Source organism: Bacillus sp. 491mf, from assembly GCF_900112415.1.
Taxonomy (GTDB): domain Bacteria; phylum Bacillota; class Bacilli; order Bacillales; family Bacillaceae_G; genus Bacillus_A.
In genome coordinates this window covers 1-22,306 of record NZ_FOLV01000046.1, presented here as the reverse complement: position 1 = coordinate 22,306, position 22,306 = coordinate 1, and the positions used below count along the sequence as shown (strand labels likewise).

24 protein-coding genes and 4 pseudogenes are annotated in these 22,306 nt (G+C 33.9%); 16 read left to right on the top strand and 12 right to left on the bottom strand.

Features of this window, described 5'->3' with window-relative positions; all coding sequences use genetic code 11:
* Nucleotides 1–525: 525 nt before the first annotated feature.
* The 5 genes and pseudogenes from BM211_RS22860 to BM211_RS22830 all read right to left on the bottom strand — a co-directional run.
* Complete coding sequence (locus tag BM211_RS22860) at nt 526–2,004, bottom strand: serine hydrolase domain-containing protein (protein WP_090999763.1); 1,479 nt, start codon at nt 2,002–2,004, stop codon at nt 526–528.
* A 428-nt stretch (nt 2,005–2,432) separates the two neighbouring features.
* Entirely contained in the window at nt 2,433–3,371 is a 939-nt protein-coding gene (locus BM211_RS22850; RefSeq protein WP_090999761.1) for a phosphotransferase enzyme family protein, read from the bottom strand.
* 139 nt (nt 3,372–3,510) lie between these two features.
* Nucleotides 3,511–4,131: an NDxxF motif lipoprotein gene (locus tag BM211_RS22845; RefSeq protein ID WP_090999759.1), complete on the bottom strand. Its 621-nt coding sequence runs from the start codon at nt 4,129–4,131 to the stop codon at nt 3,511–3,513.
* Between the two features lie 26 nt (nt 4,132–4,157).
* Nucleotides 4,158–4,717: pseudogene (locus BM211_RS22840) on the bottom strand (hypothetical protein).
* 521 nt (nt 4,718–5,238) lie between these two features.
* A pseudogene (locus BM211_RS22830) lies at nt 5,239–5,460 on the bottom strand (GMC oxidoreductase); the annotation flags it as partial.
* A 228-nt stretch (nt 5,461–5,688) separates the two neighbouring features.
* On the opposite strand from BM211_RS22830, the gene BM211_RS22825 reads away from it, so the two are divergent.
* From BM211_RS22825 to BM211_RS27355, 6 genes and pseudogenes are all read left to right on the top strand, one after another.
* Complete coding sequence (locus tag BM211_RS22825) at nt 5,689–6,783, top strand: response regulator aspartate phosphatase (protein ID WP_090999758.1); 1,095 nt, start codon at nt 5,689–5,691, stop codon at nt 6,781–6,783.
* Nucleotides 6,780–6,902, top strand: a complete 123-nt coding sequence (locus BM211_RS27360; RefSeq protein ID WP_256217195.1) for a hypothetical protein — start codon at nt 6,780–6,782, stop codon at nt 6,900–6,902. Before BM211_RS22825 ends, BM211_RS27360 begins: the two co-directional genes overlap by 4 nt.
* Before the next feature lie 93 nt (nt 6,903–6,995).
* Nucleotides 6,996–7,196 (top strand): hypothetical protein, encoded by a 201-nt coding sequence (locus BM211_RS26865; RefSeq protein WP_090999756.1) that lies wholly within the window; start codon nt 6,996–6,998, stop codon nt 7,194–7,196.
* Between the two features lie 515 nt (nt 7,197–7,711).
* On the top strand, nt 7,712–8,842 hold the full coding sequence (gene dnaN / locus BM211_RS22815; RefSeq protein ID WP_090999754.1) for a DNA polymerase III subunit beta: 1,131 nt from the start codon (nt 7,712–7,714) through the stop codon (nt 8,840–8,842).
* Nucleotides 8,843–9,281: 439 nt separating this feature from the next.
* Nucleotides 9,282–10,250 (top strand): 2-keto-3-deoxygluconate permease, encoded by a 969-nt coding sequence (locus BM211_RS22805; RefSeq protein WP_035435601.1) that lies wholly within the window; start codon nt 9,282–9,284, stop codon nt 10,248–10,250.
* Nucleotides 10,251–10,979: 729 nt separating this feature from the next.
* Nucleotides 10,980–11,108: pseudogene (locus BM211_RS27355) on the top strand (site-specific integrase); the annotation flags it as partial.
* 41 nt (nt 11,109–11,149) lie between these two features.
* Here BM211_RS27355 and BM211_RS22800 read toward each other — a convergent pair.
* Nucleotides 11,150–12,394, bottom strand: coding sequence for a hypothetical protein (locus BM211_RS22800; protein WP_090999752.1), 1,245 nt, complete (start codon nt 12,392–12,394; stop codon nt 11,150–11,152).
* 1,176 nt (nt 12,395–13,570) lie between these two features.
* Here BM211_RS22800 and BM211_RS22795 point away from each other — a divergent pair.
* Entirely contained in the window at nt 13,571–14,182 is a 612-nt protein-coding gene (locus BM211_RS22795; RefSeq protein WP_090999750.1) for a recombinase family protein, read from the top strand.
* A 224-nt stretch (nt 14,183–14,406) separates the two neighbouring features.
* Nucleotides 14,407–14,589 (top strand): annotated as a pseudogene (locus BM211_RS27350) (N-acetylmuramoyl-L-alanine amidase); the annotation flags it as partial.
* Nucleotides 14,590–14,640: 51 nt separating this feature from the next.
* On the opposite strand, the gene BM211_RS22785 reads toward BM211_RS27350, so the two are convergent.
* The 6 genes from BM211_RS22785 to BM211_RS22760 all read right to left on the bottom strand — a co-directional run bounded on the left by BM211_RS22785 (nt 14,641) and on the right by BM211_RS22760 (nt 18,422).
* Nucleotides 14,641–14,979: a hypothetical protein gene (locus BM211_RS22785; protein ID WP_090999748.1), complete on the bottom strand. Its 339-nt coding sequence runs from the start codon at nt 14,977–14,979 to the stop codon at nt 14,641–14,643.
* 17 nt (nt 14,980–14,996) lie between these two features.
* Nucleotides 14,997–16,565 (bottom strand): EndoU domain-containing protein, encoded by a 1,569-nt coding sequence (locus BM211_RS22780; RefSeq protein WP_090999746.1) that lies wholly within the window; start codon nt 16,563–16,565, stop codon nt 14,997–14,999.
* The gene (locus tag BM211_RS22775) at nt 16,562–16,924 is read right to left on the bottom strand and encodes a DUF3958 family protein (RefSeq protein WP_090999745.1); all 363 of its coding nucleotides are present in this window, start codon (nt 16,922–16,924) and stop codon (nt 16,562–16,564) included. Before BM211_RS22775 ends, BM211_RS22780 begins: the two co-directional genes overlap by 4 nt.
* 41 nt (nt 16,925–16,965) lie before the next feature.
* On the bottom strand, nt 16,966–17,241 hold the full coding sequence (locus tag BM211_RS22770) for a TIGR04197 family type VII secretion effector (protein ID WP_090999743.1): 276 nt from the start codon (nt 17,239–17,241) through the stop codon (nt 16,966–16,968).
* A gap of 412 nt (nt 17,242–17,653) precedes the next feature.
* Nucleotides 17,654–18,106, bottom strand: a complete 453-nt coding sequence (locus BM211_RS22765; RefSeq protein WP_371261901.1) for a stress protein — start codon at nt 18,104–18,106, stop codon at nt 17,654–17,656.
* Between the two features lie 124 nt (nt 18,107–18,230).
* Nucleotides 18,231–18,422, bottom strand: a complete 192-nt coding sequence (locus BM211_RS22760) for a hypothetical protein (protein ID WP_090999739.1) — start codon at nt 18,420–18,422, stop codon at nt 18,231–18,233.
* 161 nt (nt 18,423–18,583) lie between these two features.
* Here BM211_RS22760 and BM211_RS22755 point away from each other — a divergent pair, with 161 nt between their 5' ends.
* The 8 genes from BM211_RS22755 to BM211_RS22725 all read left to right on the top strand — a co-directional run.
* Nucleotides 18,584–18,889, top strand: a complete 306-nt coding sequence (locus BM211_RS22755; protein ID WP_090999737.1) for a hypothetical protein — start codon at nt 18,584–18,586, stop codon at nt 18,887–18,889.
* A 29-nt stretch (nt 18,890–18,918) separates the two neighbouring features.
* Nucleotides 18,919–19,245, top strand: coding sequence for a hypothetical protein (locus tag BM211_RS22750; protein ID WP_090999736.1), 327 nt, complete (start codon nt 18,919–18,921; stop codon nt 19,243–19,245).
* Nucleotides 19,230–19,355, top strand: a complete 126-nt coding sequence (locus BM211_RS27345) for a hypothetical protein (RefSeq protein WP_256217194.1) — start codon at nt 19,230–19,232, stop codon at nt 19,353–19,355. Before BM211_RS22750 ends, BM211_RS27345 begins: the two co-directional genes overlap by 16 nt.
* A gap of 315 nt (nt 19,356–19,670) precedes the next feature.
* Nucleotides 19,671–19,928: a hypothetical protein gene (locus BM211_RS22745; protein WP_090999735.1), complete on the top strand. Its 258-nt coding sequence runs from the start codon at nt 19,671–19,673 to the stop codon at nt 19,926–19,928.
* A 182-nt stretch (nt 19,929–20,110) separates the two neighbouring features.
* Nucleotides 20,111–20,572 (top strand): hypothetical protein, encoded by a 462-nt coding sequence (locus tag BM211_RS22740; RefSeq protein WP_090999733.1) that lies wholly within the window; start codon nt 20,111–20,113, stop codon nt 20,570–20,572.
* A 257-nt stretch (nt 20,573–20,829) separates the two neighbouring features.
* The gene (locus BM211_RS22735) at nt 20,830–21,291 is read left to right on the top strand and encodes a helix-turn-helix domain-containing protein (protein WP_090999732.1); all 462 of its coding nucleotides are present in this window, start codon (nt 20,830–20,832) and stop codon (nt 21,289–21,291) included.
* Between the two features lie 312 nt (nt 21,292–21,603).
* Nucleotides 21,604–21,894, top strand: coding sequence for a hypothetical protein (locus tag BM211_RS22730; RefSeq protein WP_090999730.1), 291 nt, complete (start codon nt 21,604–21,606; stop codon nt 21,892–21,894).
* Between the two features lie 101 nt (nt 21,895–21,995).
* Nucleotides 21,996–22,306, top strand: a 311-nt coding sequence (locus BM211_RS22725; protein ID WP_090999728.1) for a transposase, incomplete at its 3' end; no start/stop codon positions are given.

The following is a 22,306-nucleotide window of genomic DNA, read 5'->3' as shown; positions in this document are numbered from 1 at the left end:
GGGAGGATTTCCAGGCATGGGTACGGGAGGATCTCCAGGCATGCAATAACTTTGATTTTTAATACATTATATCTGGATAGGCTACACTTAGTTGGGTAGAAAAGGTAAGGTCTAGTAGATTACATTTCATATGAATTAGGAGAATTATGTTTAAGATGAAGCTTGAATGAATAAAGTCCCAATCCATTTAGAATATTAAATAGACTATAATGAATAGAGGATAATATGTTCAATATATGAGCATTTATCCTCTATTTTTATGTATATTAGATTTGCTATTTAGATGTTGAAAATATAGTTTATTATGTATAAAATGGCATGAGTTATCCTAAGGGGAAGTGAAAAATACCTCTTGATGGGGTAGCAACATCAAAATGCGAATTTCGTACGTTAAGATAATTTATGGAAAATAAAAGACGATTCACTTTACTAAGAGGAAACTCGCCTTTTGGTTTTTATGATGGCTTCTCTGATAAGTAAATCATTTTAAAATATCTAATAGGGGTCCAAAGGGACAATTCCTATTTAACTTAGAGGAATTGTCTCTTTGGTTATTGAGCTTTCTTTTGATTGTTTAAATGAAATATATATTGATAATAAACCATTTAAAGTTAAGAAGGTTACCATGATTCTAGTAAGTAGTGCAATATCAGCAGCAAATATTTTTAACGAATGCCATGGAGATCCTGTACTATAAATTAGTAATGGAATAATAGTAATAGATATAACTAAAAGTATAATTCCGGAGATACGCCATAAGCTTCTTTTACGAATCTTTCCGGATTTGACCTTTACTAATTGATAAATAAACATTATAAAAAGTAAGCATAATATTCCTATCATGGTCTGTTGTATAACAGGGTTGTATTTAGGTACATCAACAGGCTCTTTCCCATTTAAAATATTGATAATCCCTTGTTTCAGGTGTATAAGTGCCTCTTCTTCTAAAATATGATTTTTATTAGTAAGAATCACACCTCCCCAACCCGTTTCTGGTATAAAGAATACTTCTGCATGTGAATCAGAAGTTGAACCTGAATGCCATATCATTTCTTCTTTTGAATTTGGATTTGAGATTCTTACACCAAGACCATAATATCGATTTTCACCAGTTTGAACATAAGGCGATAAATAAAGGTCCATAGTATTTTTACTTAAAAAATTGTTACTCTCGCGCTGACTAAGCAATGTAATATACTGGACCATATCTGTCGCACTTGCAGTTATGTATCCATATGGTGCTCCTCCATTATCATATGTTACTGAACTTTTTCGAGGGATCTCTAACCAAGACTGATATCCAGCTAAATATCCTTTTTCATATGCCGTATCATTTTCAGCTGCGGCACTCCTCATACCTAATGGCAAAAACACTTTTTGTTCCATGTATTCAGAATATGGTTGATTGGTAACTTCTTCGATGAGAGCACCAAGAATTAAGAAATTGGCATTACTATATTGATGCTTTTCTCCTGGTGCGGCAGTCAGCTTAACGTTCGATAAACTTTCTACATTTTTCTTTATAGCACCCAAATCTTTAGATTCTCTATCTGATATAGATAAGCCAGAATAAGTACTTATCCCACTTGTTTGCGTAAGTAAATGTTTAATTGTTATTTGGGATGCTGCTTTTTTATCTTTAAGTGTAAACCATGAAATATACTTTTGGACTGGATCATCTAAATGAATGGTACCTTCTTCAATTAATCTCATTATGGCTAAGCCTGTTAATGATTTACTTATCGATCCTATTGTAAAGGGAGTTTCAGCGGTTACTTTTTCTTCAGATTCTCCCGTTACACCCCATGACTTAGAATAAAAAATATCATTCTTATGAACAATAGCGATAGAAGCTCCTGGAATCCGATGTTCTTCTAAAAAATTTTCGACATAGCTGTCTAAAGTACTTTTAATATCTTGTTCGGCGAATACATGCGAGGTTGGTAAAAACAAAATAAACACATTAAATAATAAGCACGCGATTGTAGCTTTTAGCATTTTCATTTTATTTCACCTGTTTAAATTTATTTTTCGTAAATAAAACATTACAAACACGGAAACCAACAAGGAAGTAGAAATGCTAATGAACATTAGTAAGAAGTTCCACCATGAATTATCTGATATCTGATAAAAGATATTATAATTGAACGAACTGTTAGTATTTAGTGGGTTAAAGGATTCTGTTAAAAACATTGATAGTATTAGTTGCAAGCCGAGATAAGTAACAATTAAAGTAAATAGCCCTATCGAAAATACAATTCCCGTTCTACCTTTGGATTTTCGTATGTTTTTTATTTCAGAATGAAGATCTATTCCATTAACCTCTAAAAAATCTTTGACAAATGTTGTTGCATTCCCTAATTCATTTATGCTATTTAGACCGTGTTCACGAGATTCCTGAATATGATTTTTAGTTTGATACTGAAAAATGATTAAATATTCAGAACAGAATAATTGTGTTCAATCCTTATTCTAAAGTGGTTCATTATTCGTATTTGTTCTTCAGTTAACCTCTCTTTATCCCAGTACATATGCATTAAGCTATATTCAAATATTTCCTTTAATTTAATAAATAGAGACAGTTGTTCTAACATCTCTGAAGATATATCATTTTCCTCTTGATATCCGTCGATTATTGCTTTCGTAATCGAACGCCCATAGTCAACTATATTGCCATTTCCTACAAACGAATACTCCAACGCACTATAGATTGGAACGGCTAAATCAAATATATAATAATGCTTTTCACAATCTTGAAAATCAACCATTGTCAATTTCGAATCACTATCTACTAATATGTTTTCTAACCATAAATCCCCGTGCAGTAAACCGTATGTAGAATGACATTTCGGTAAATTTTTTATTGTAGATAACACATTATGTGCAATTTCTCTAATAGTGCTTTCTTCTTTAGGGATATATTTATGAAAATGATATTCCTCATTATCATGCCAATCGTTTATATATTTAGTCGGCGTTAAACTTTCAAATTTCTTTGATAAACGATGTAATCTACCAATTTTCCGACCTAATTCTGTTAATACATTGGCATTCCATTGATTTTTTGGTAAGTGTACACCAGAAGCTTCATTATATAAAACAGTTAAAACGTCGTTATCAAGTGTTATCTTTTCTACTAATTTACCGTTTAAGGAAGATATGCATAGCGGGACTCCAAATCCTTCATTATATAAAAAATTTGTATAGTTAACCTCTTCTAACTGTTCTTCATATGTTTTATAGTTCGTTATTCTAGCGAAGAAGTTACCTTGTTTGGCAATACACCGATACATTTCATTTGTTACTGGTTCTACTTTAATAAAATTCACTGGATATATTTCGTTAAGTAATGCAAGTATTTTTTGTTCCATATACGTTTTAATTCCTCCAATCTAATATAGGTAATGACTTCCTTATAAAACACTGATTAAAGTTTCACTTTATAGTCCTTCCATAGAAATCCCCTTCAAAATAGCCTTTTTTTATGACTATTTTGAAAGGGATATATCATTATTTATTGAAATATATAGTTTTGATATTTTTTTCGTTCAAAAACTTTTCGATTTCTTTTTGTTTCCTACCATTAACTTTAGTAAAGCGCTTTGTAAATGAAAAATCTGTCTTTAACACGTTACCATTTTCCGAGAGTTTCTTTATTTCCTGTTCCATTTCTGATAAAATTGCCGTAGATGAGGAAATATAGTCATAGATTTCCTTTGAAGGTTTTTGATAATCCTCAGGTATAGCATTATTACTAATAAAATCATGGAAATTCGCATCATTTTTTTTCGCTAGATCCATTAGTTTTTCTAATTTTTCTCGATCGGATTCAGTAAAATTCTCATCAGAAGTTGTTGAAGAAAGTGGAACGATGTTTTCAGTTAACGCATAACTATAATCCAAATAATTTTTTATACTTTGTTTCATTTCATCTTCATTAATATTTTCATTCTTTTTCTGAGAGTTGAATATATTTTCGGGAATTTCAATAGTAACATCTTTAATAGATTGTGCATTGCTTAATTTATCATATCGTGAATCGTTTGCTTCATTAGATTGTGTATCGTGTGAACAAGCAGACATAAATGCAAAAGTTAGCGGTATTAATAAATATAAAGTATGTTTTTTCATTTTAATCTCCTTTTTGCCCAATTTAATTAATGCCTTTGTAAAATGGCTAAATTCCATTTCAAATACTTTACTAAAAGTGAGTATAAATGTTTTATTGCAAAGTAAGATACTCCACCAATTGTTAAACCAATGAGAAAACCTACAAATACACTATAAACATCAGAAGAATGGATTTGATGAAATCCTTTCATAAATCCTACTACGATTAAAAGGATAGGTGATACCATGAGTAATGGAGTGGCAATTATGAGCACTATGAGAATTGGCGATAACAAGAGTAACAAGAAGAAGGTGATAATGATAAATATCAAGTTCAAAAAACTTAAGCTCATAACAGAAAATATTGCTGTTATAATATTTTTGAGGCTTCGTTTATTATCAGCATTGTTTATAACATATGTAACATTAAGTTCTGTAGCGATCGTTTTAGGATTTCCTAGATTTTTAGAAATTTCTTCTTCAGATTTCCCATCTTGTTTACCACTGATAAAATGAGTTTCATATTCTGAGATAATATCTTCTTTTTCTGAATTTGGCATATTCTTTAGGGAAGAGCTAAGTTTTTTAAAAATTCACTTTTGTTCATTGAAATCACTTTCCTTTATAAAATGATTAATCACATCCGAGAATTTTAACCGTTCTTCTCAGTTTTCGGTTATAGAATAATATTCTCTTGTAGGTCCTTCACGAAATTCTTGAATATAAGTTAAGAGAACAACTATCATTAACGAATCTTCTTAGTAGAGGCAGAGAGAACCTTTAGATCTAGAAGTACGTTTAGCTAATGAATAACCATATGAATCATAAAGCTATTCGTTCTAACACACCTTTTTATACGGGATTTCTCATTAACAATAATTCCACTTAATGGATATTCAATTATTTCCAAATATACCATCAACTAGTGTATTTTGCAAGGTACTATATTATTGTCGATACTATGAATTGATGAGTACAATATTTAATTTTAATAAAATGTCGTAATTTATAGGGAGATATGGTGGTATTTAGTGCTTGAACGAGTATGCGAGCAAATAAATAAAAACCGCATCAAACGTTAATTTGACACGGTTTTTGTAGTTATGATCCTGGCTAAGATTTCAGTAATTATATAAACTTATTTCTATAATCTTCAAGTTCCTTATCTGTCATTACATATGAAGAGCTATCCCCTTGAATAAACTGCACCGCATTGAGTCCGATCACCTGAGTAGCGGCGGACGGCTGCCCATCCGGTAAAATAGGCGAAATGGACAAATCGGCAACCTTAAGATTTTTAGTACCAAACACATTGAGGAATCCATCGACAACCCCTTTTTGAATCGTTCGAGGCACCAATCCCTATCTACTGTAGGTTTAAAATAAAGTTGCACTGTTTATAAAAAAATCATACCGCTTTGCTTCTTCTCGATTAAAGAATTTTAAATGAGTTTTAATTAAACTTTTTTCAAAATAAAATTGTTAAACAAATGTTGAGAAATATTAAATTTGAATTTCCATTAAATTCTATTCTTGCTATTATTATTTATAAGAATATTCAAAAAGGGAGGGGATGTCATGGACGTTCTAATAAAGGGGAATGAACAAATTTCAAAACTACTTAACGAATGGTACCAAGAAATACGTTCACGTAATATAGATAATGCCCATTGTTTAAAAGAAGAAATTAATTCTATCATTCACAATAACGAAGCAGACTCAAACTTGTTATTCTACTATCACCTTTTAGATTTTGGTTATAAATATTTAGTGGATAATTTAAGTATTTCAAAAAATAGCTTTGATAAAATTGAATATTTTGATATTCCGACAGATAACTTTTTATCTTACTACTACCATTTTTATAAGGCTATTCATTCTAACGCAATCGGTAATTATAACCTTGCTAAAGAACATTATGATGAAGCTGAAATTTTACTTAAACACATTCCTGATGAACTTGAAAAAGCGGAATTTCATTATAACTTAGCAACATATCATTACCATATTTATCAAGCACTTTTAGCCATTAAACATGGTACAAAAGCTAGGGACATATTTTCTAAACATGAAAGCTATGAATTAAAGACAGCTTATTGTGATAATTTATTAGGATTAGCTTGTACGCATTTAAGGGAGTTTGAACTAGCTGAAGAATACTTTGTTACTGCAATGGCTACATTCCAAAAGCAAAAGAATGAGAAAGCAATCTTACTAGTTCGGTATAATTTAGGCTTCATGTATGCAAGTCAGAATCTTTCTAGTTCGGCAATTCGATACCTTTCAGAAGTTGTTGAAAAGAAACCTCATCATTATAAAGCTGTTTTTGTTAAAGCAAAGGAACATGTCAAGCTAGGTGAAGAAGAAATTGCATGTCAACTCATTGAAAAAGGTTTAACTATCTGCAATGAGTTAGGGAATCAGGAATATCAATATCATTTTACAATTCTAAAAGAAATAAACAGAAAAGTTACTGCTGAAGAATTAGAAAAAGCAGTACTAGCAGGAATGGACTACTTTAAAAACGAAAGATTATGGGAATATGTTCAAGAGTACACGGAATCACTAGCAGTCCAATTTCATAGCGAAGAGAACTTTGAAGAAGGAAGTAAATATTTCTACTTAAGTTATGAAGCGAAAAAAGAAATTTTTAAAAAGGAGGCGTTAAAGTGAAGAAAGTATTATTAGGGATAGTATTGATTACAATTGTAACGATAGGCACACATACTTCAGTTAACACTCAAACAGCTATTAATAGTATACTAAGTTTAGCCCATGGTGATACAGGTTGATTTATTAAAAACATAGGACGCTTACCTATGCTTCGGTCTTAGGGGGCGTTCTTTTTTATCTAATTTTATCCAAAAAAGGACTGAACAACGAAAATGTTTGATGGGCTAACAATAGAGACAATTGGCAAGTCGTTGGATGCACTTAAAAAATTTGGTCTAATCGGTTGTATACCTGAGAATTTTGTGGTTGAACGTGGAGAGTATCAAACAAATCCAAATACGTATTGGGTACATACAGATAAAAGTAGATTTACTTCCAAACCAATGAATTATCAGAAGCGTCAGTTTAATTAACACTATTAAGCGTAGGTTAGAAATTTTCAAGGTAGGAAAATTTTAGATTTTGGATTAACCTTAAGCTAAAACATATATAACATAAACGAATATAGAGAAGCTTAATGCTAATCGAGCATTTAAACATAAAAACAATAAAATCTAATACTTATTGATTAATCTCTTCATTGTAAATGAGGGGCTAACTGAATAAAAGTCCGATTTTATAAAAATATAAGAAAATAGTGAAATAACTACGTACATTTGTTAAAAATATGCCACGTATGAAAATTAAGATTATCCCCTCGAATAACATAATTTCACGTACAAACATTAGTTATTATTCAAGCCAAAAAGTCCTCAATGATCAAGAGGATTTTTTTGTGATTTGTTCAACTAATGGTGTCATTATCACACAATAAGTGGTAGTGCCTTCCTTTTCGACTAAGAGGCAGTTTGGCGTAAGAAGAGAAAGGTTTATTTAGTTTTTTGTCGAATTATCATATTAAAAAGGGGTAATATGGAAGGGTGTTTTTGTGGAATTTATAATAAATAACGAATGTTTTAATAAAGCAATTTCAGATGTTAGTAAAGCTATATCTAATAAAACACCGTTACCGATATTATCGGGTATTAAGATAATTGCAGACAAAAATGGCCTAACTCTAATCGGGAGTAATTCTGACATTCTGATTGAAAGATTTATTCCTTCAGCCATTGAAGGAGTAAATGTATTGGAAGTTTATAATGCAGGTAGTGTGGTCGTTTCTGCTAAATATTTTGGTGAAATTGTGAAGAAATTACCAAATGATATACGTATAACGGTAAAGGATAATCATTTAGTTACTATTCAATCTGATGATATTGTAACTAATTTAAATGGATTCAATCCTGAGGAATATCCAAATCTTCCAGACTTTAATTACGATATTAATATTAAGATACCAAGTCATCAGTTAACGGAAGTAATAAAACAAACTGTATTTGCTGTAGCAAAAAGTGAATCTAGACCAATACTCACAGGAGTAAATATGAAATTTACGCAAAATAAACTCATTTGTGTTGCAACAGATTCACATAGGTTAGCATTAAGAGAAATTAATATAGAATCTAATGTAAAAGGCTCTTTCGTTGTTCCAAAAACAAGCTTGAATGAGCTGATCAAGCTGATAGGTGATTACACAGACTTAATCAATATTTTTGTAGCGGAGAATTACATCGTATTTAAAACAGATACTGTTTCGCTTTTCTCAAGGTTAATTGCAGGAAGTTATCCTAACACAGCAGTGTTAATACCAAAAGATTTTAAGACCGTAATTACTCTTTATACAAAGCAGTTTTTACAAGGAATTGACAGGGCAAGTTTATTCGCTAGCGAGTGGAAAAACAACAATGTTAATCTAGAGGTTATAGATGGTTCTAAAATAAAAATTTCTTCAAACTCATCTGAAATCGGAAAAATATCAGAAACACAAAGTGTTAAAACGATAAATGGACAGATGGAATTGAGTATATCTCTTGATGGAAGTTTTATGATCGATGCCTTGAAAGTGATAAAAGAAGATGAAATTAAGTTAAGTTTCGGAGGTTCAATGAGACCTGTGTTAATTGAACCAATAAACAATCCGTCTCAGCTAAACCTCATTTCTCCAGTTCGTTCTTATTAAGCAAGTAATGCTTTTTTCATTAACTGACCCAACTATACCTGAAGAAGTAGCTAATGTTGTAGGCATTTCAAAGGTTTCAGCAAGAAAGTACCTTAACTTCCTAAAGGACTTAGGAATACTTGAAGACAAAGTCATCTATGGAACAATCGGACGGTCTGTATATCAGCATGAATATAACCAATATAAGGAACACCTAATAAAAAAGTAAGCAGTTTTTGAAACTGCTTACTTTTTTTATTTACAAAAATGATTATTAAAATTTCATAAACTATGAAAACGTTCTCTTTCCGAATATGATAGACAGGTAACAAAGCAAAGGGAGATTAAAACATAGTACAAGATGCAAGAAAATTGGAACCACTTTCTCCGATTATTGGAATGATTGGTAAAATAACGGGTTCCTTTCGAGGTTATAAAAACTACTTTAGGAGGGTTAAAAATGCAAATTCCAATTAAGAAAACGCTTGATAAAATTCCGGGTGGTCTGATGGTTGTTCCACTTTTTTTAGGAGTATTAACGAACACATTTTTTCCGGAATTTTTAAAAATTGGAAGTTTTACAACGGCATTATTCAGTAAAGAAGCATCATCTACCATTTTGGCATGTTTTATGTTTTTAATTGGTTCACAAATTAATTTCAAATTAGCACCAAAGGCAATAAAAAAAGGCGCAATATTATTAACAGGAAAATTTATAATAGGTGCTGCTATAGGTTTAACTGTAGCAATGATTTTTGGGCCTGCCGGAGTACTAGGATTATCACCATTAGCCATCCTTGCAGCATTATTAAATGCTAATGGTGGATTATATGCATCTCTTGCTTCATCGTATGGTGACGAAACTGATGTAGGCGCATATGCTGTATTTTCTTTAAAAGATGGTCCATTTTTCACATTAGTTGCATTAGGTGCATCCGGCCTTGCCTCAATTCCTCTTCAAACACTTGTAGGAGTATTAATTCCAATAGTAATAGGAATGATTTTAGGAAATATTGATTCTGATATGAGAAAGTTCCTTGGAAGCAGTAAATTATTATTAATTCCATTCTTCTCATTTCCATTAGGTGCAGGAATGAATCTTTCAACTATTATAAAAGCGGGAGGTCCTGGCATATTACTAGGATTAGTAGCTGCATTCACTGGAATTGGAGCTTACGTACTTTTGAAGTTATTTAAGGAAAATCCTATCGTTGGTTTAGCAACAGGGTCAACTGCCGGAAATGCTGTAGCTACACCAGCTGTTGTTGCAGCAGCAGATCCAACCTTAGCTTCAATAGCACCAGGAGCTACTGCACAAGTTGCAGCAGCATGTGTAATATCTGCAATAGTCTGTCCGATTATTGTTAGTTATGCATTTAAAATGTCCGAAAAGAAAAAAGCTAAAAAATCAATTGCAGGGGCAGCATGACAATAAAGTAAAAATCTACTGTTATCCTGGCCATCATGCTGCTGAAGCTTTTAATCCAATTCGAAAATAAAACAAGGAAAAGGCAGTCAGCGGTTTCACCGTCTACTTTGTTTAGTTACAAAAAAGGGTCATTAAGTTAAAAAAAATAGTGGGATAAGGAAAAATTTATTAACATGGTTGCAGTATTGTCGGAATAGCTATTTTAAGATAGAAGGAAGGAGACACCATGAATGTATCTGAGAATACTATTGAAGATGCTATGTGGAAACCTGAGTATAAAGAAATTAAGAGTGTAGGTATTTGGACAAAGAGTAATTCCTATGCATATTAAATAGTTAAATAAAATGCCTGTACTCCTGGTAATTGATCGAACTTTCGGTACTCCAGGCAGTGACAGGCATTTTTTCTGCCCCATTTCTGCCTCAAAAGTACTGTTTCATCCTTTTGGTTAAACTGTTATACATTAGAAAACCCCTTGAAAATCAAGGGGTTTCGCTATGATCCCGACTGGGTTCGAACCAGCGACCTCCACCCTGTCAAGTTTACGATGGACCATACGGTAACTCATGACGTTAAATCAACCGCTAAATCATGCGATAAATCAACGTTAAAATGAAAACGTTCCTATTTCGTTACTAACGATTATAGCATTAGCACCGCAATACTACAACAGAATATACCGCTACCTCGTCGATAAATAATCTGACATAAATTTCTCTGTTGTTACCTTCTGTAAAGCTTATATCAGAGCGTTTGGGGCATACGGATATACAGACGACGCTTAATACGTATAGTCATGTGCTGCCAACGATGCAGCGCACCGTGGCCGATAAGTTGGATGAGATTTTTAGTGAATAGTGAAAAAAGAGCGCTTTGTATAGCGCTCCAATTATCCTAAACTACACGACCCTATTTTCCTCTCGTTGATTATCAAACCACCTTATTACTTGTTGAGCAAAAATATCAACACACATAACAAATTCGTAAAGTTGGTCTTTTGGACACTCCATTCCCTTTTTTTCATAATTAGTTTTCGCATGGGCAAACATATTTCTTGTATTATTGATAGCAGTAGCTACTTCTTCAATCGCTTTTTGTTTGTTATCTTGAGTGTTTGCTGTAATTAATCGTTTTGTCGCCTTTAAAAAAGGAGGTGCGATAGTTAAGATTTCTGAAATATCACAGCAAGTTTGGATAGTTAATTTTATTGCTTGTTGCTCCTTTTTATTATTTCGATACTCTTCAAACACTTTTCCTAATTCAAGTATGTATTCTGCGTCTGGTTTAAGTGCTTTCGGACTAGCAAGTTTTTTTAAAGCTTCTTCAATTAAATCTTGTTGAATAACTGTTTGAGATACATATTCTATTACTTTTGTATAGTTTAGCATTAAAATTTCTGCATCATCTGTGGACAATGTAGAATTATATATTTGTAATAGCTCTTTAATCCCCTTCCCCTCTAATAAAGGGCGAGCTCTGGAAGGTATGTCATCATCATCTTCATTATTTGCGTCAGATAATTCAGGGATTATTCTCTGCGATGTATGGATATTTAATTTAAATGATGATTTTAATTCAAATAGATAAGCCTGTACTAAATTGTCAATAATGGTTTCATCTATTCCATCGTCACACCTTATCTCTATAAAAGTATCCTCATAATTGAAAGCAGGTATATATTCTGTATACAAATCCTCAATAACAAGAGACATGCCGTAACTAGTTATATCCTCTACAATTTCAATAGTGTATTTTTTGTTTTTTATATATTGTGTTACGGTATCCGGAGCTTGGTATCTTGCTTTTAGAATAGAATCATCAAAACTATCAATTGGAATTAATGCGACCTTATCTCCTATAAATTTGTAACCATCGATGATTTTTCTGTTTTTTGCTTCTGATACTACATCTAGTAGCCTTTCGAGGCTAACATTATGATCTTCATATTCATTATTTCTACTATCGAAGTAGAAATCAAATTTTATTTGTCTGTCAACGAAAATCTCTTGATCAGCATCTTCCCCAGTATAAAAATAAGATTCCAAACCAATTTCATCATTAACGGCAATACCGTATTCCTCGAAAAAGGTAAATAACTCCTCTGCTTCATCCTTTAAACTCTCTGGAATAAACTTTATAGACATATATCTCCCACCTTATCTTGAAACATATCTTAATTATAATGGAATTAAAATACATATTAAACAAAAAGACATTCATTACAAGTGACTTCATTACTTCTTCCACGCATGGAAACCGTGCATCTATAACGGAAGAAAACGAAGTAAATGCGTACGATAGTCCGATAAACAAAATCATGCGCATTATATAGAAGAAACTCGCTTTTAGTATCGAGCAGAATCGGACTCTTATCGGAGTTATGTCTAATTAGCATTTTTCGAGGAATATCAATGAAGGAACGTATTTTTAGCGCTATACATTTTTAGACTTTCGGCACACTTTCACCAGGCGAACGACATTTCCGCGTGGCCCCTCGATCGTTTTAATCGTAATGAATGGGAAGTGCCGATTTCACTACGCATATATAGTAGGAATTATAATAACGACTTCCCAACGCTTCCCATTTCGTCAGCTTTTCGTTCCTTTCACACGCCCTCTACCGAAATTTCAATAGGGAACTATAATGCCGATAATCTGTGCCATATAAGGAAGAAACGGGATATTTCGATTATAGTACAGTATAGTAAATTGCGACTTTTACTAGGCGAATGATTCAGACGGACACGCCTTTGGAATTTTCCGGTAGCAACCAATCACAAAGTAACTATCGTAGGGATAACGGCTAGTTACAAGGGATTTAAGAGGTTTTAACGTTGTGATTTATTGTGCATTTCGTCAGCTTAACGTTTACTATACATGGTCATTCCAAAACTTTTAACGGACATGTAAAGTGTCCTATTTCTCCGCCATATATAGAAGTAATCGAATTCGATAGTTTACAACGGTTTACATTTCGGCAGCCACCGCCGTCTTATACGTAGCCAATCGGAACTTTCGGAAGAGGTGTTATTTCGATACGTATATTAGAAGAAACTTGTTTTATACCTTTCCGATATTTTCCGATTTCACCAGCCTTACCCCTTTGGAAGAGACGTGCTTCGAAAACCTCAACCCTGCCGTCCGCTACCTGCGTTCATAAAAGTATACCTTTACGAACTATCAATAATGGTTTGATTATTAAGTAAATTATCGTTCGTTTAATACAATAAAACACTTTATGAACGTTCTTTTATTTTATTGACTTTTACGAACGATTATTTTACAATCGAATCAAACATAACGGAAAGGGAGTAAGGGGAATGGCGGAGAGTAGAAAGATTGGATACGTAAGGGTAAGCGCTAAGGATCAGAACGAGGGCAGACAGTTAGAAGCGTTAAAGGAGTTAGGTATTTCCGAGCGTGATATATACATCGATAAGCAAAGCGGTAAGGACTTCGACCGACCAGAATACCAGACGCTTAAACGTGCGTTACGTAAAGATGATGTATTATACGTTCATTCACTTGATAGGCTAGGACGTAATAAGGACGCTATATTAAAAGAATGGAACGAGATAACACAAGAGATACAGGCAGATATCATCGTAATAGATATGCCGTTATTAGATACGACAAAGTATAAGGATAGTGTCGGCACATTCGTAGCTGATTTGGTGCTACAAATACTATCGTGGATAGCTGAAGAAGAACGTAAGAAGATACGTACGAGACGAGCAGAAGGAATAGCTAACGCACGTAAGCAAGGGAAAGAACTAGGCAGACCGAAAGTAATCATTACAGATAAGTTTATCGAAGTATATAAGCGATGGAAAGCGGGAGAAATAACGGCTGTAGCAGCGATGAAAGAGGCAGAAGTAGGGAAGACAACATTTTATAAGTTAGTGAAGGAGTATGAGGAGTCGGTAGAATAATACCGGCTCTTTTTATTAGGGGCGGGGGAGGTTTGGCGAGATTCCCATCGCCAGGTGCCCTCAAAATCCGCGAATCAAAAAATAACTTCGGGTCTAAATCACTAGATAATACTCTACGTTTTACGATACATAAGACGTTTTGAATGTATTTGTATTACTCCGCATATATACCGCTAAATTCCTAGACTATTCTCTAGAAAAATAGCGTTAGGATTGACGCTAGCCTTTCCAAAGTAAACGACTTAAACTTCTATACGAAAGCTACGTGGGATAAGTCGTATGTAGCCGGTACAGTTGACGTAGGATTCGGATTTACTATCGATGCAAAGGTAAATGTCGATGGGTATCATTCGAAAGGTGTAACGTACTATATTACGGCTAGTAAGAAGTATGTGAGTGTGAAGTAATAGTAAAGCCGACTCAATACGTCATGAGTCGGCTTTACTAAATACCGTACATTAGTTGGAATCACGGTTTTGTAAGTAATTCTCATACTCTTCTAACCATACTAACATCAAGTTCTTTAGTTCAATTGTTTCAATTTTACAAGAGTATTCTTCATCTTCCACATAACGATGTGTAATCATAGTGAAATCTGGTCTAACTTCCAAATCACAAGAGTTTCCACCGAAATTTGCACAATCAATTTCTTTATTCAAAACTTTATCAAGTTCTTCTATCCACTCTATACCATGAACATCAGATCGTAAAAACTCACCAACTAAAGCGATTTCTTCAGGTAAGTTAATAAGTAATATATCGAAAGGTCCTTTACCAAATTCATAGCTATATTTCATAGTTATATATCCTCCTATTAATAAATTGGAAATGCTGATATAATTCTACCGGTTGATTTATCAAGAAACATTTGAATTTTCATTCCGTTTGCTGATCTACCGATATATGTATTGGTAGATCCTTTTACAAATTGAGCATTTTGATAAGCTTCATTAATACAATTCAAAACTTGTGCCCTATCCCATGTATCTGGGAAAAATGTGGAAGTTGGTCCTTTTACCACTCCATTCACTGTAACCTTTGCTTCATATACGCCGTATTTATTAGGTTTTTTAGTAATCCTTAAAATTTCTCCTTCACCCATCATACTTTTATGATGATATCCACCAGCTTCCCCTTTGTAATTTATATTTCCATGAAAGATATGTTCAACAGTACCATTATTTTTATAAATAGAATTTGGATGAGACTTATATTTATCGAAGAATAAAAAAGTATCCTTAGCTTCATTAAACATAGGATTATCGAAAGACCTTAAGTTAAGTCCATTAGTATCGGCAAAAGCAAGTCGATTTTCTATGCTTAAATTATCAACCCAATTTGTAACAGTTTGTTGTATACGTGGTACTTTGACGTCCTTTACTCTTGCATATCTGGCTCCTTTTAAAACTGTTGCGATTGTACCAATACCTTTATCAAAAAGTACACCTGTTGCGAATTGTGTTGCACCATAACTGAACCATATTACAGCATCTTCAAAATCACCATTTTTTACATTCTTAATATACGAATCTGAAAGGACATTGTACATGGTTTTAAGGGTATAAAAAGGGTGCGATGCAGCATACGCCATATCTTCCCACGTTTCCTTGTCTCCCAATGCTTTAAAATCTTCTATTGAGTCTCCAATAGCTCGTCCAGGGCCGACAAGTATGCCTTCAACAAGCTGGTCTAATTTAGTCTTGTCATTCTTCATGAAATCAGATTGACCTAAAGCTTCACTATCTAAATTGGCAAACCGTTCTGCTTCACGTTTTGCTATAATTTGTTGAATAGGGGCTGCCCAATCCATATTTAGTTCTTGTGTACTGAATGTTCCTGATGCAGGACTAAAACCTTTCCCGCTTTGAACTTCTGCAAGACCCCGGGCAATACTGGCAGCTAGTTGGATTGCTGTATCATAGTTACTACTAGAAGTATAATTGAATTCATACAGATGTTCCAATTTTTCTTGCAGCTTTTGTTTCATTGCATCAAAAATACCCATCATAGCTTGCATACCCGGAAGGACATTGCTAATTCCTTCAATGCCTGCTTTCGTTCGGTCAATTTGTAGCAGCTGTTCCTTTATTTCTTGTTCGATGACATCCGTTGTAGCGACTCGAGATTGGAAATCACTCGGGAAAGCATCATTTTGACGAATCAATTCTTCACACAAGTAAATGATTCCTTGCGCTAAAGGGCGGAAGGTTTGTGCAAAGTATGCTTTTGCACTGTCGTAAGTTTGCCCTTGCAAAACAGCATCGAATACAAAAACATCAATTGAATTAATGACTTGTTCCATTCCTTGAATAGTTGCAGTACAAAAAGCATTCATACTCTGTGTCTGGGCTTGTACTTCTCCTAGATACATGTTTAGGCTCATGACCTCACCTCCAGTGCTAATTTTTGGCGCTGATGGTGAATGTCATTTTCTAGCTTGCTTAAGTTTTGTTTCTCCTTTAGCAATGTTTCTTTTTGATCTTCCAATTCGTATGTAAGTTTTCGTTCAATTTGTCCTGCATCTTGACGCAGATTATGAAAAAATTGTCCTAGTTCTCTATCGTTATGCCAAGTTTCTAATAAACGATCAAACAAGCGATAGCTTTGACCTTTCCATTGATAAAAATCTACTTCTGCTTGTTCTTGCCTTTGAATCGCGCGTTGATTTTGATATTGTTCATCAGATAGACTTCTTAATTTTTCGTTCAGTTGCTTCATTTGTTTTTGAATATCTTGACTCATTTTTTCACTCCTACTTTTCCATGTTTATGTAGGTTGCTATCTCACTTGAACATTCTTTGAAGTTCGTTATCCATACGCTCAAAATCTTGAGCTACAGAATGAATGTTGCTAACTACTTGTTGAAAGGCGCTATAAAATTGTTTCGTTAATTCCAAAGCTTGTTGATTCGCTTCTTGCGCTTTGGAGTTGACAGATAACGTTGTACGTGACGATTTTGTTATCGATCTATTTGTGGCACTTTGAATGGTATCACCAGCGGTACCCATTTGCGTCGCGATTTGCCCTGCCGTTTGAATATTACTTTGAAATTGTCCCATCGCTTGAATCCTTTCTATACTTAATAAAACATGAAAATTATACCATATTAGTATAGATTTTTATATTGACAGAAATAGAGTATCTTTGTTTTAAAGATGTTTTTTCAACTCAGAAAGTCAATTTAATTATAAAAATAGCGCATAGTCATCTTTTAATATTGATGGAAAATTTATACTGTATTTACACTTCGTTAATATTCTTCTGTTAAAATTTTACACATAATGACATGGAAGGTAAAGGAGGGCGAAATAAATGAAGCGATTGGCAAAGGGGAAGGGTAAAGTATTCGTATCAAAAGGCGATGAGATAACGGCGTTTTTACGTCTGAAAGAGGAAGTATTAGACGATATGGTCGCGGCGTTAGTTTAAACGTAACAATAAAACCGCCTGTGAGGGCGGCTTCTTTTTGCGTTATTTCACTAGTTTATTCATTACGTCTTTATATTTAGCGAATTCTTCGTCTTTCATTTCGCCATTCATTTGTAATAAGAAATTACCTTTTGCGTATGTATGTGAAAAGAGCATTTGATTGCCATTTCCTAGATCATCATAATATTTTTTCGCTTTTTCCAGGTCTTCTTTGTTTTTGAATTCAAATATACGGCCACCTTTGTCTTCCCCTAACGCTGGTGTAATGATACGTTTTCCTTCTTTGCGAGTATTTCCGAATTCTTTTTGTTGTAGATCAGTAGGATTCTCTGCTTGTAAGCCAGCGTTTTTAAATTCAGTGATAAGAGAATCGACCGTTACCTTCGTTTCTTTCTTTGCCTTTTTCGCTTCTTGTTTCGGTTCAGTAGATGATTTTTCGTTAGTATTGCCACATGCCGTTAAAGAAGCTAACGATAAACATAGCGCCCCAATAATTAACGTCTTTTTCAAATTGATCACTCCCTAAAATATATTACGCATTTAATTATAACAATAATTGGCTATATTTACCTGGGGATATTTAATGATGTCGCTAATTTCTTCATAAAAAAGAACGCTATTATTTAGTAGCGCTCTCCTCATCTTCTATAATGATCTCTCCGTTTTCTTGCTCATACTTTTTAATTTCATCAATAATTAAAACTTCAATTTTATTCGCAATCGATCTATGTTCGTTTTCGGAAATGAACTGTATCTTCTTAAAATTATCTTCCTGTAAGCGTAAAGTAAACGCTTTTTTATTTGTAGCCACTTATATCCGCTCCTTATTAGGTGATGTCATTATGATAGCATTTTTAAATTAATTTTTAAATATTTTATTTTTCTTATTGACTTCAAGGTGACATCACTTTTATAATGTGATTAACGAATCGAGGTGACATCACCTTGAATAACGAAAAGGGGATATGAAAAATGAACGTATTAAACATGGAACAAGTAAATGTAAAGGTAATTATCGACAATGGGAACGGATCAATGGTTGAGTGCTTCGAAAAAGGTGTAAAAATCAGTGACACATTAATCCTTAGCATTTACGAAGCTGGCATTTGTATCAATGAGTTGTATTACGACCAAACAGGCGACATCGTATTAGGCGATGAAGTCCTGGATTTACTAGGTGCGGTAAACGATGCCGTAATCAATCTCGAAGAAATCAGTAGTATGAACGCAATCGAATTCTTGTTGAAAATAGCAACTATCAAACGCGAATTACATTAAACAGCTAAACGAAAAGGGGGATAAACGAAATGCAAACATGCGAATTTAAAACGTTACTTAACGAATCACAACTTATAACATTCGAAGAATTGCCGCAAGAATTACAAAACGAAATTGACAGCGTTTTTGGTTACGAAGAAGTGGAGTTATTTAAAATTCGCTCGTTCGAAATTGGTGGGCGATTACACACAATCGCATATATCGAAACTGTATCAGATTACTATGTATTTACTTACGTTAATTACAGTAGCAGTCCACGTATTACGAAACAGGAGATAAGTAAAACGACAATTAACGTTTTTCAACTTCTACGTAACGAAGATGAGAGGGGTGTAGGTGGATGTTCGCAAAATTAAACGACTATTTCGGTCTTTATACGAAGTCCGATCGTGCTTTATATTACGGTACATTCATCGTCGGTGGAGCGTTATACACCATCGATATGTTTATCGCATACGTTTTATAAAAATGAATAGGTGAGTCGTTAGGCTCGTGTATTTTAGGCATATACATGAGCAGCGGCCAAGTGATACGTTAAGATGGCATGGAGATGTGAGACGGCAAACTCACAGTTGTGTGCGATTTTTCGTAATCAGCCTTAAAAAGGGAGAATGAGGAGAGATAGCGGAAATATCGCGAGTTTACGAGAGTACAAGCAGTTAAAAGTTATATGGTGGTATTTGAGGGAGACCAACGATAAGACGGTCTCTTTCTTTTTTACCTTTATATGTTAGAATTAAAGACATACAAACATAGTTTCATATAGAGGTGGAGTGAGCTTATGGGTAGTAATAAAAAAGTTAAATCTATGTCTTTTTCGAAGGCAGATAAATATGAAATGCAACTTCTTGCTCATGCAGAGGCGCATAATCAATTTGCACCATACATAAAACGACTTATTCAACGGGATATGGAAAACGGAGTAAAGGTGAATATTAACATAGAGGATAAAGAAACGATTGAAAGGTTGGAGAAACGTATTTCTGAACTAGAAGCTGCATTAGCCCAGATGAGTAAGATTATCGATGAGGTAAGATAGGAAGTATCCGTAAGAAATAAAATACTAGTAAAACCCACATGAGGAACTAGAGGCGTTATGAGAAAAGTACCAGCCGTATAATGCAACGAAGGAAGACAAGTAGAGGCCACCGGAAATAGTGGTTTGTTTTTTCTTTTGATTACACGTTTTGTGTTATATAACACAAAGGAGTGGCGATGTACATGAAAGGTACAGAAGTGATGGAGAAACATTTTGATTTTATGACAGACTTCTTTGATGACATGCGCAGTCAGGAGCCGATGTATGTATTTATTAAAGGGCATTTGTATTTAGAATCAATAATGATTAAGATGCTTGAAAGCCATTTTCCGCATGGATTAAAAGTTAGTATGTTTAGTTTTGCACAAAAATTAGAGCTAGTTCGTAGTATAGGTTTTATTGATTTAGAATTTTTTCAGGCTCTTTCAAAAGTAAATCGTGTAAGAAATGATTTAGCACATAACCTAAATGTACAAATCGATGATAAGGTTATCGAAGATATTCTTAGTATCCTTCCTAAAAATGTTAAAGAGCACGTGGTGGACCTGAGTAAGGAAACTACCCGCCGTAAGGTAACGTGTTTATTTTTTGGTTTATTTTCCTACTTATTATTTAAATTAGAACACCCAAATATAAGTGTATAAATAAAAATAGATATAATTAATTATTTTTTACTCTTTTTTATCTATACATAATAGAGGGATAACAGAATGTTTAAACGAGTAACACACGTGATTGCCTACGCACGTGTGTTTTTTGCGTTTTTTAGGTGGAAAGTGCGCGAAAAGTTTAACTCGCGCGTCCTAAATAGTATAGGTGGTAAAAATTACAAAATAAATTTACGTAAATCTGCGCGGTTTTACAATCTCGCGCATCAAACATTATAGAGGGAGACGTGGGAATGAGAAAACCAAAAATATTTCGTAAAGCAAAGGGAGTGTACAAAGGGAACTTTATCAAACTTCCGTCCAATCTAAAACACTATGTATATCATCCGAAGTACAAAGCCGAAATGAGTTATCTATATGCGTTGATCGTTGACTATTTTAACGAAGAGCTTGGATACGCTTGGCCGTCAACACACCGACTAGCGATGGAATACGGTAAAGCGGAAAAGACCGTACGAACGCACTTGAATGCGTTAGAAGAGCTGCGATTGATTCAAAAGCGTAGGGGATTATTAGGTAATAGTTATCGGCCGTATGAGCCACTAGACGAGGATGATTTTTTCGAAGAGTTTCCGGATGCTAAGAAAGCGTATGAGAGAGCATTACGTAAGTTGGAAGCCGAAAAAGAAGCAGGCATAGAACGTAAAAAAGAACTTTACGGTGCTCATTTATTTGACGATTCTTCGGAATTTTAAGGAGCGGTAAAAAAGTACAATTAGACGAGGTATTTTAAGGCTATTTAGAAACGGCATTATTTACCGTCTAACTAGATTTATTATAACGAGATTTAAGAAAAGAGATTTATAGTAGCAAAGCATTCGCTTACGCTCATGCTTCGGTAATCCTTTTCTATCGAAAAGAATTACATCTTATATATTATCGATTAATTAATTTAATAAAAGATACTTCGCTAAGGTAATAAAATAAAAAACATAACTGTATTGGTGGGCGAAATCTTAAAAAGTAAAGATTAGCTGATTTGTTGCTATACAAAGAGTTACACAATTATGGACTGGATGAAAGTGCGGAATAATGAATATCCGATTTTAAGTGATACTCAAATACAACGTAGGCAGGAAGGTACTCGTCAGCGAAAGGGGAACGGTAGTGAAGTTCCGCTAAAGGAAGCTTTCGGTTTAGCGGCGGATTCACTTAACCACGGTATATCTAGACGAAGAAAGCGTACTATTAATGAAATGTTACGAAGGGATCGTGCGAAATCGTGTAATAAAGTACGAAAGAAGATTTATAGTGAGTTTATTAAGGTACAACCCGTTAATATGTATATAATTAACTAAAGTTAAAGACTGTCTCTGGTATTATCCCCTTTAAGTAGACATTCAAAAAAAACCTTCATGATAAGATGAAGGAGAGAATGAAACTTGGAGGGGATTTTTCTATGGCGAAAAAGGGACAACAATTTCAATCCTACACGGAAGAATTTAAGTTAGATGCCGTTAGGGCCTATGTGAATGGGTCCGAAAGTTATCAAAGGCTTTCAGAACGATTAGGTATTCGAAGTTGTACACAATTAAAGGTTTGGGTGAAAAAATGGAAAAATGGTGAACCATTTGATGAACGTAGTAAAGGTACTGCACCGTTTAAAGGACAACCACGTACAAAATTTAAAACAGTTGAGGAAGAAAGAGATTACCTGAAAGCACAGGTAGCCTATCTAAAAAAGCAGTATCCAAATCTGGTAAAGGAGAT

Coding starts and splice junctions, on each gene's coding strand:
- BM211_RS22860 (WP_090999763.1), bottom strand. CDS start 2,004: ATGAAAATGCTAAAAGCTACAATCGCGTGCTTATTATTTAATGTGTTT.
- BM211_RS22850 (WP_090999761.1), bottom strand. CDS start 3,371: ATGGAACAAAAAATACTTGCATTACTTAACGAAATATATCCAGTGAAT.
- BM211_RS22845 (WP_090999759.1), bottom strand. CDS start 4,131: ATGAAAAAACATACTTTATATTTATTAATACCGCTAACTTTTGCATTT.
- BM211_RS22825 (WP_090999758.1), top strand. CDS start 5,689: ATGGACGTTCTAATAAAGGGGAATGAACAAATTTCAAAACTACTTAAC.
- BM211_RS26865 (WP_090999756.1), top strand. CDS start 6,996: ATGTTTGATGGGCTAACAATAGAGACAATTGGCAAGTCGTTGGATGCA.
- BM211_RS22805 (WP_035435601.1), top strand. CDS start 9,282: ATGCAAATTCCAATTAAGAAAACGCTTGATAAAATTCCGGGTGGTCTG.
- BM211_RS22800 (WP_090999752.1), bottom strand. CDS start 12,394: ATGTCTATAAAGTTTATTCCAGAGAGTTTAAAGGATGAAGCAGAGGAG.
- BM211_RS22795 (WP_090999750.1), top strand. CDS start 13,571: ATGGCGGAGAGTAGAAAGATTGGATACGTAAGGGTAAGCGCTAAGGAT.
- BM211_RS22785 (WP_090999748.1), bottom strand. CDS start 14,979: ATGAAATATAGCTATGAATTTGGTAAAGGACCTTTCGATATATTACTT.
- BM211_RS22780 (WP_090999746.1), bottom strand. CDS start 16,565: ATGAGCCTAAACATGTATCTAGGAGAAGTACAAGCCCAGACACAGAGT.
- BM211_RS22775 (WP_090999745.1), bottom strand. CDS start 16,924: ATGAGTCAAGATATTCAAAAACAAATGAAGCAACTGAACGAAAAATTA.
- BM211_RS22770 (WP_090999743.1), bottom strand. CDS start 17,241: ATGGGACAATTTCAAAGTAATATTCAAACGGCAGGGCAAATCGCGACG.
- BM211_RS22755 (WP_090999737.1), top strand. CDS start 18,584: ATGAACGTATTAAACATGGAACAAGTAAATGTAAAGGTAATTATCGAC.
- BM211_RS22750 (WP_090999736.1), top strand. CDS start 18,919: ATGCAAACATGCGAATTTAAAACGTTACTTAACGAATCACAACTTATA.
- BM211_RS27345 (WP_256217194.1), top strand. CDS start 19,230: ATGTTCGCAAAATTAAACGACTATTTCGGTCTTTATACGAAGTCCGAT.
- BM211_RS22745 (WP_090999735.1), top strand. CDS start 19,671: ATGGGTAGTAATAAAAAAGTTAAATCTATGTCTTTTTCGAAGGCAGAT.
- BM211_RS22740 (WP_090999733.1), top strand. CDS start 20,111: ATGAAAGGTACAGAAGTGATGGAGAAACATTTTGATTTTATGACAGAC.
- BM211_RS22735 (WP_090999732.1), top strand. CDS start 20,830: ATGAGAAAACCAAAAATATTTCGTAAAGCAAAGGGAGTGTACAAAGGG.
- BM211_RS22730 (WP_090999730.1), top strand. CDS start 21,604: ATGGACTGGATGAAAGTGCGGAATAATGAATATCCGATTTTAAGTGAT.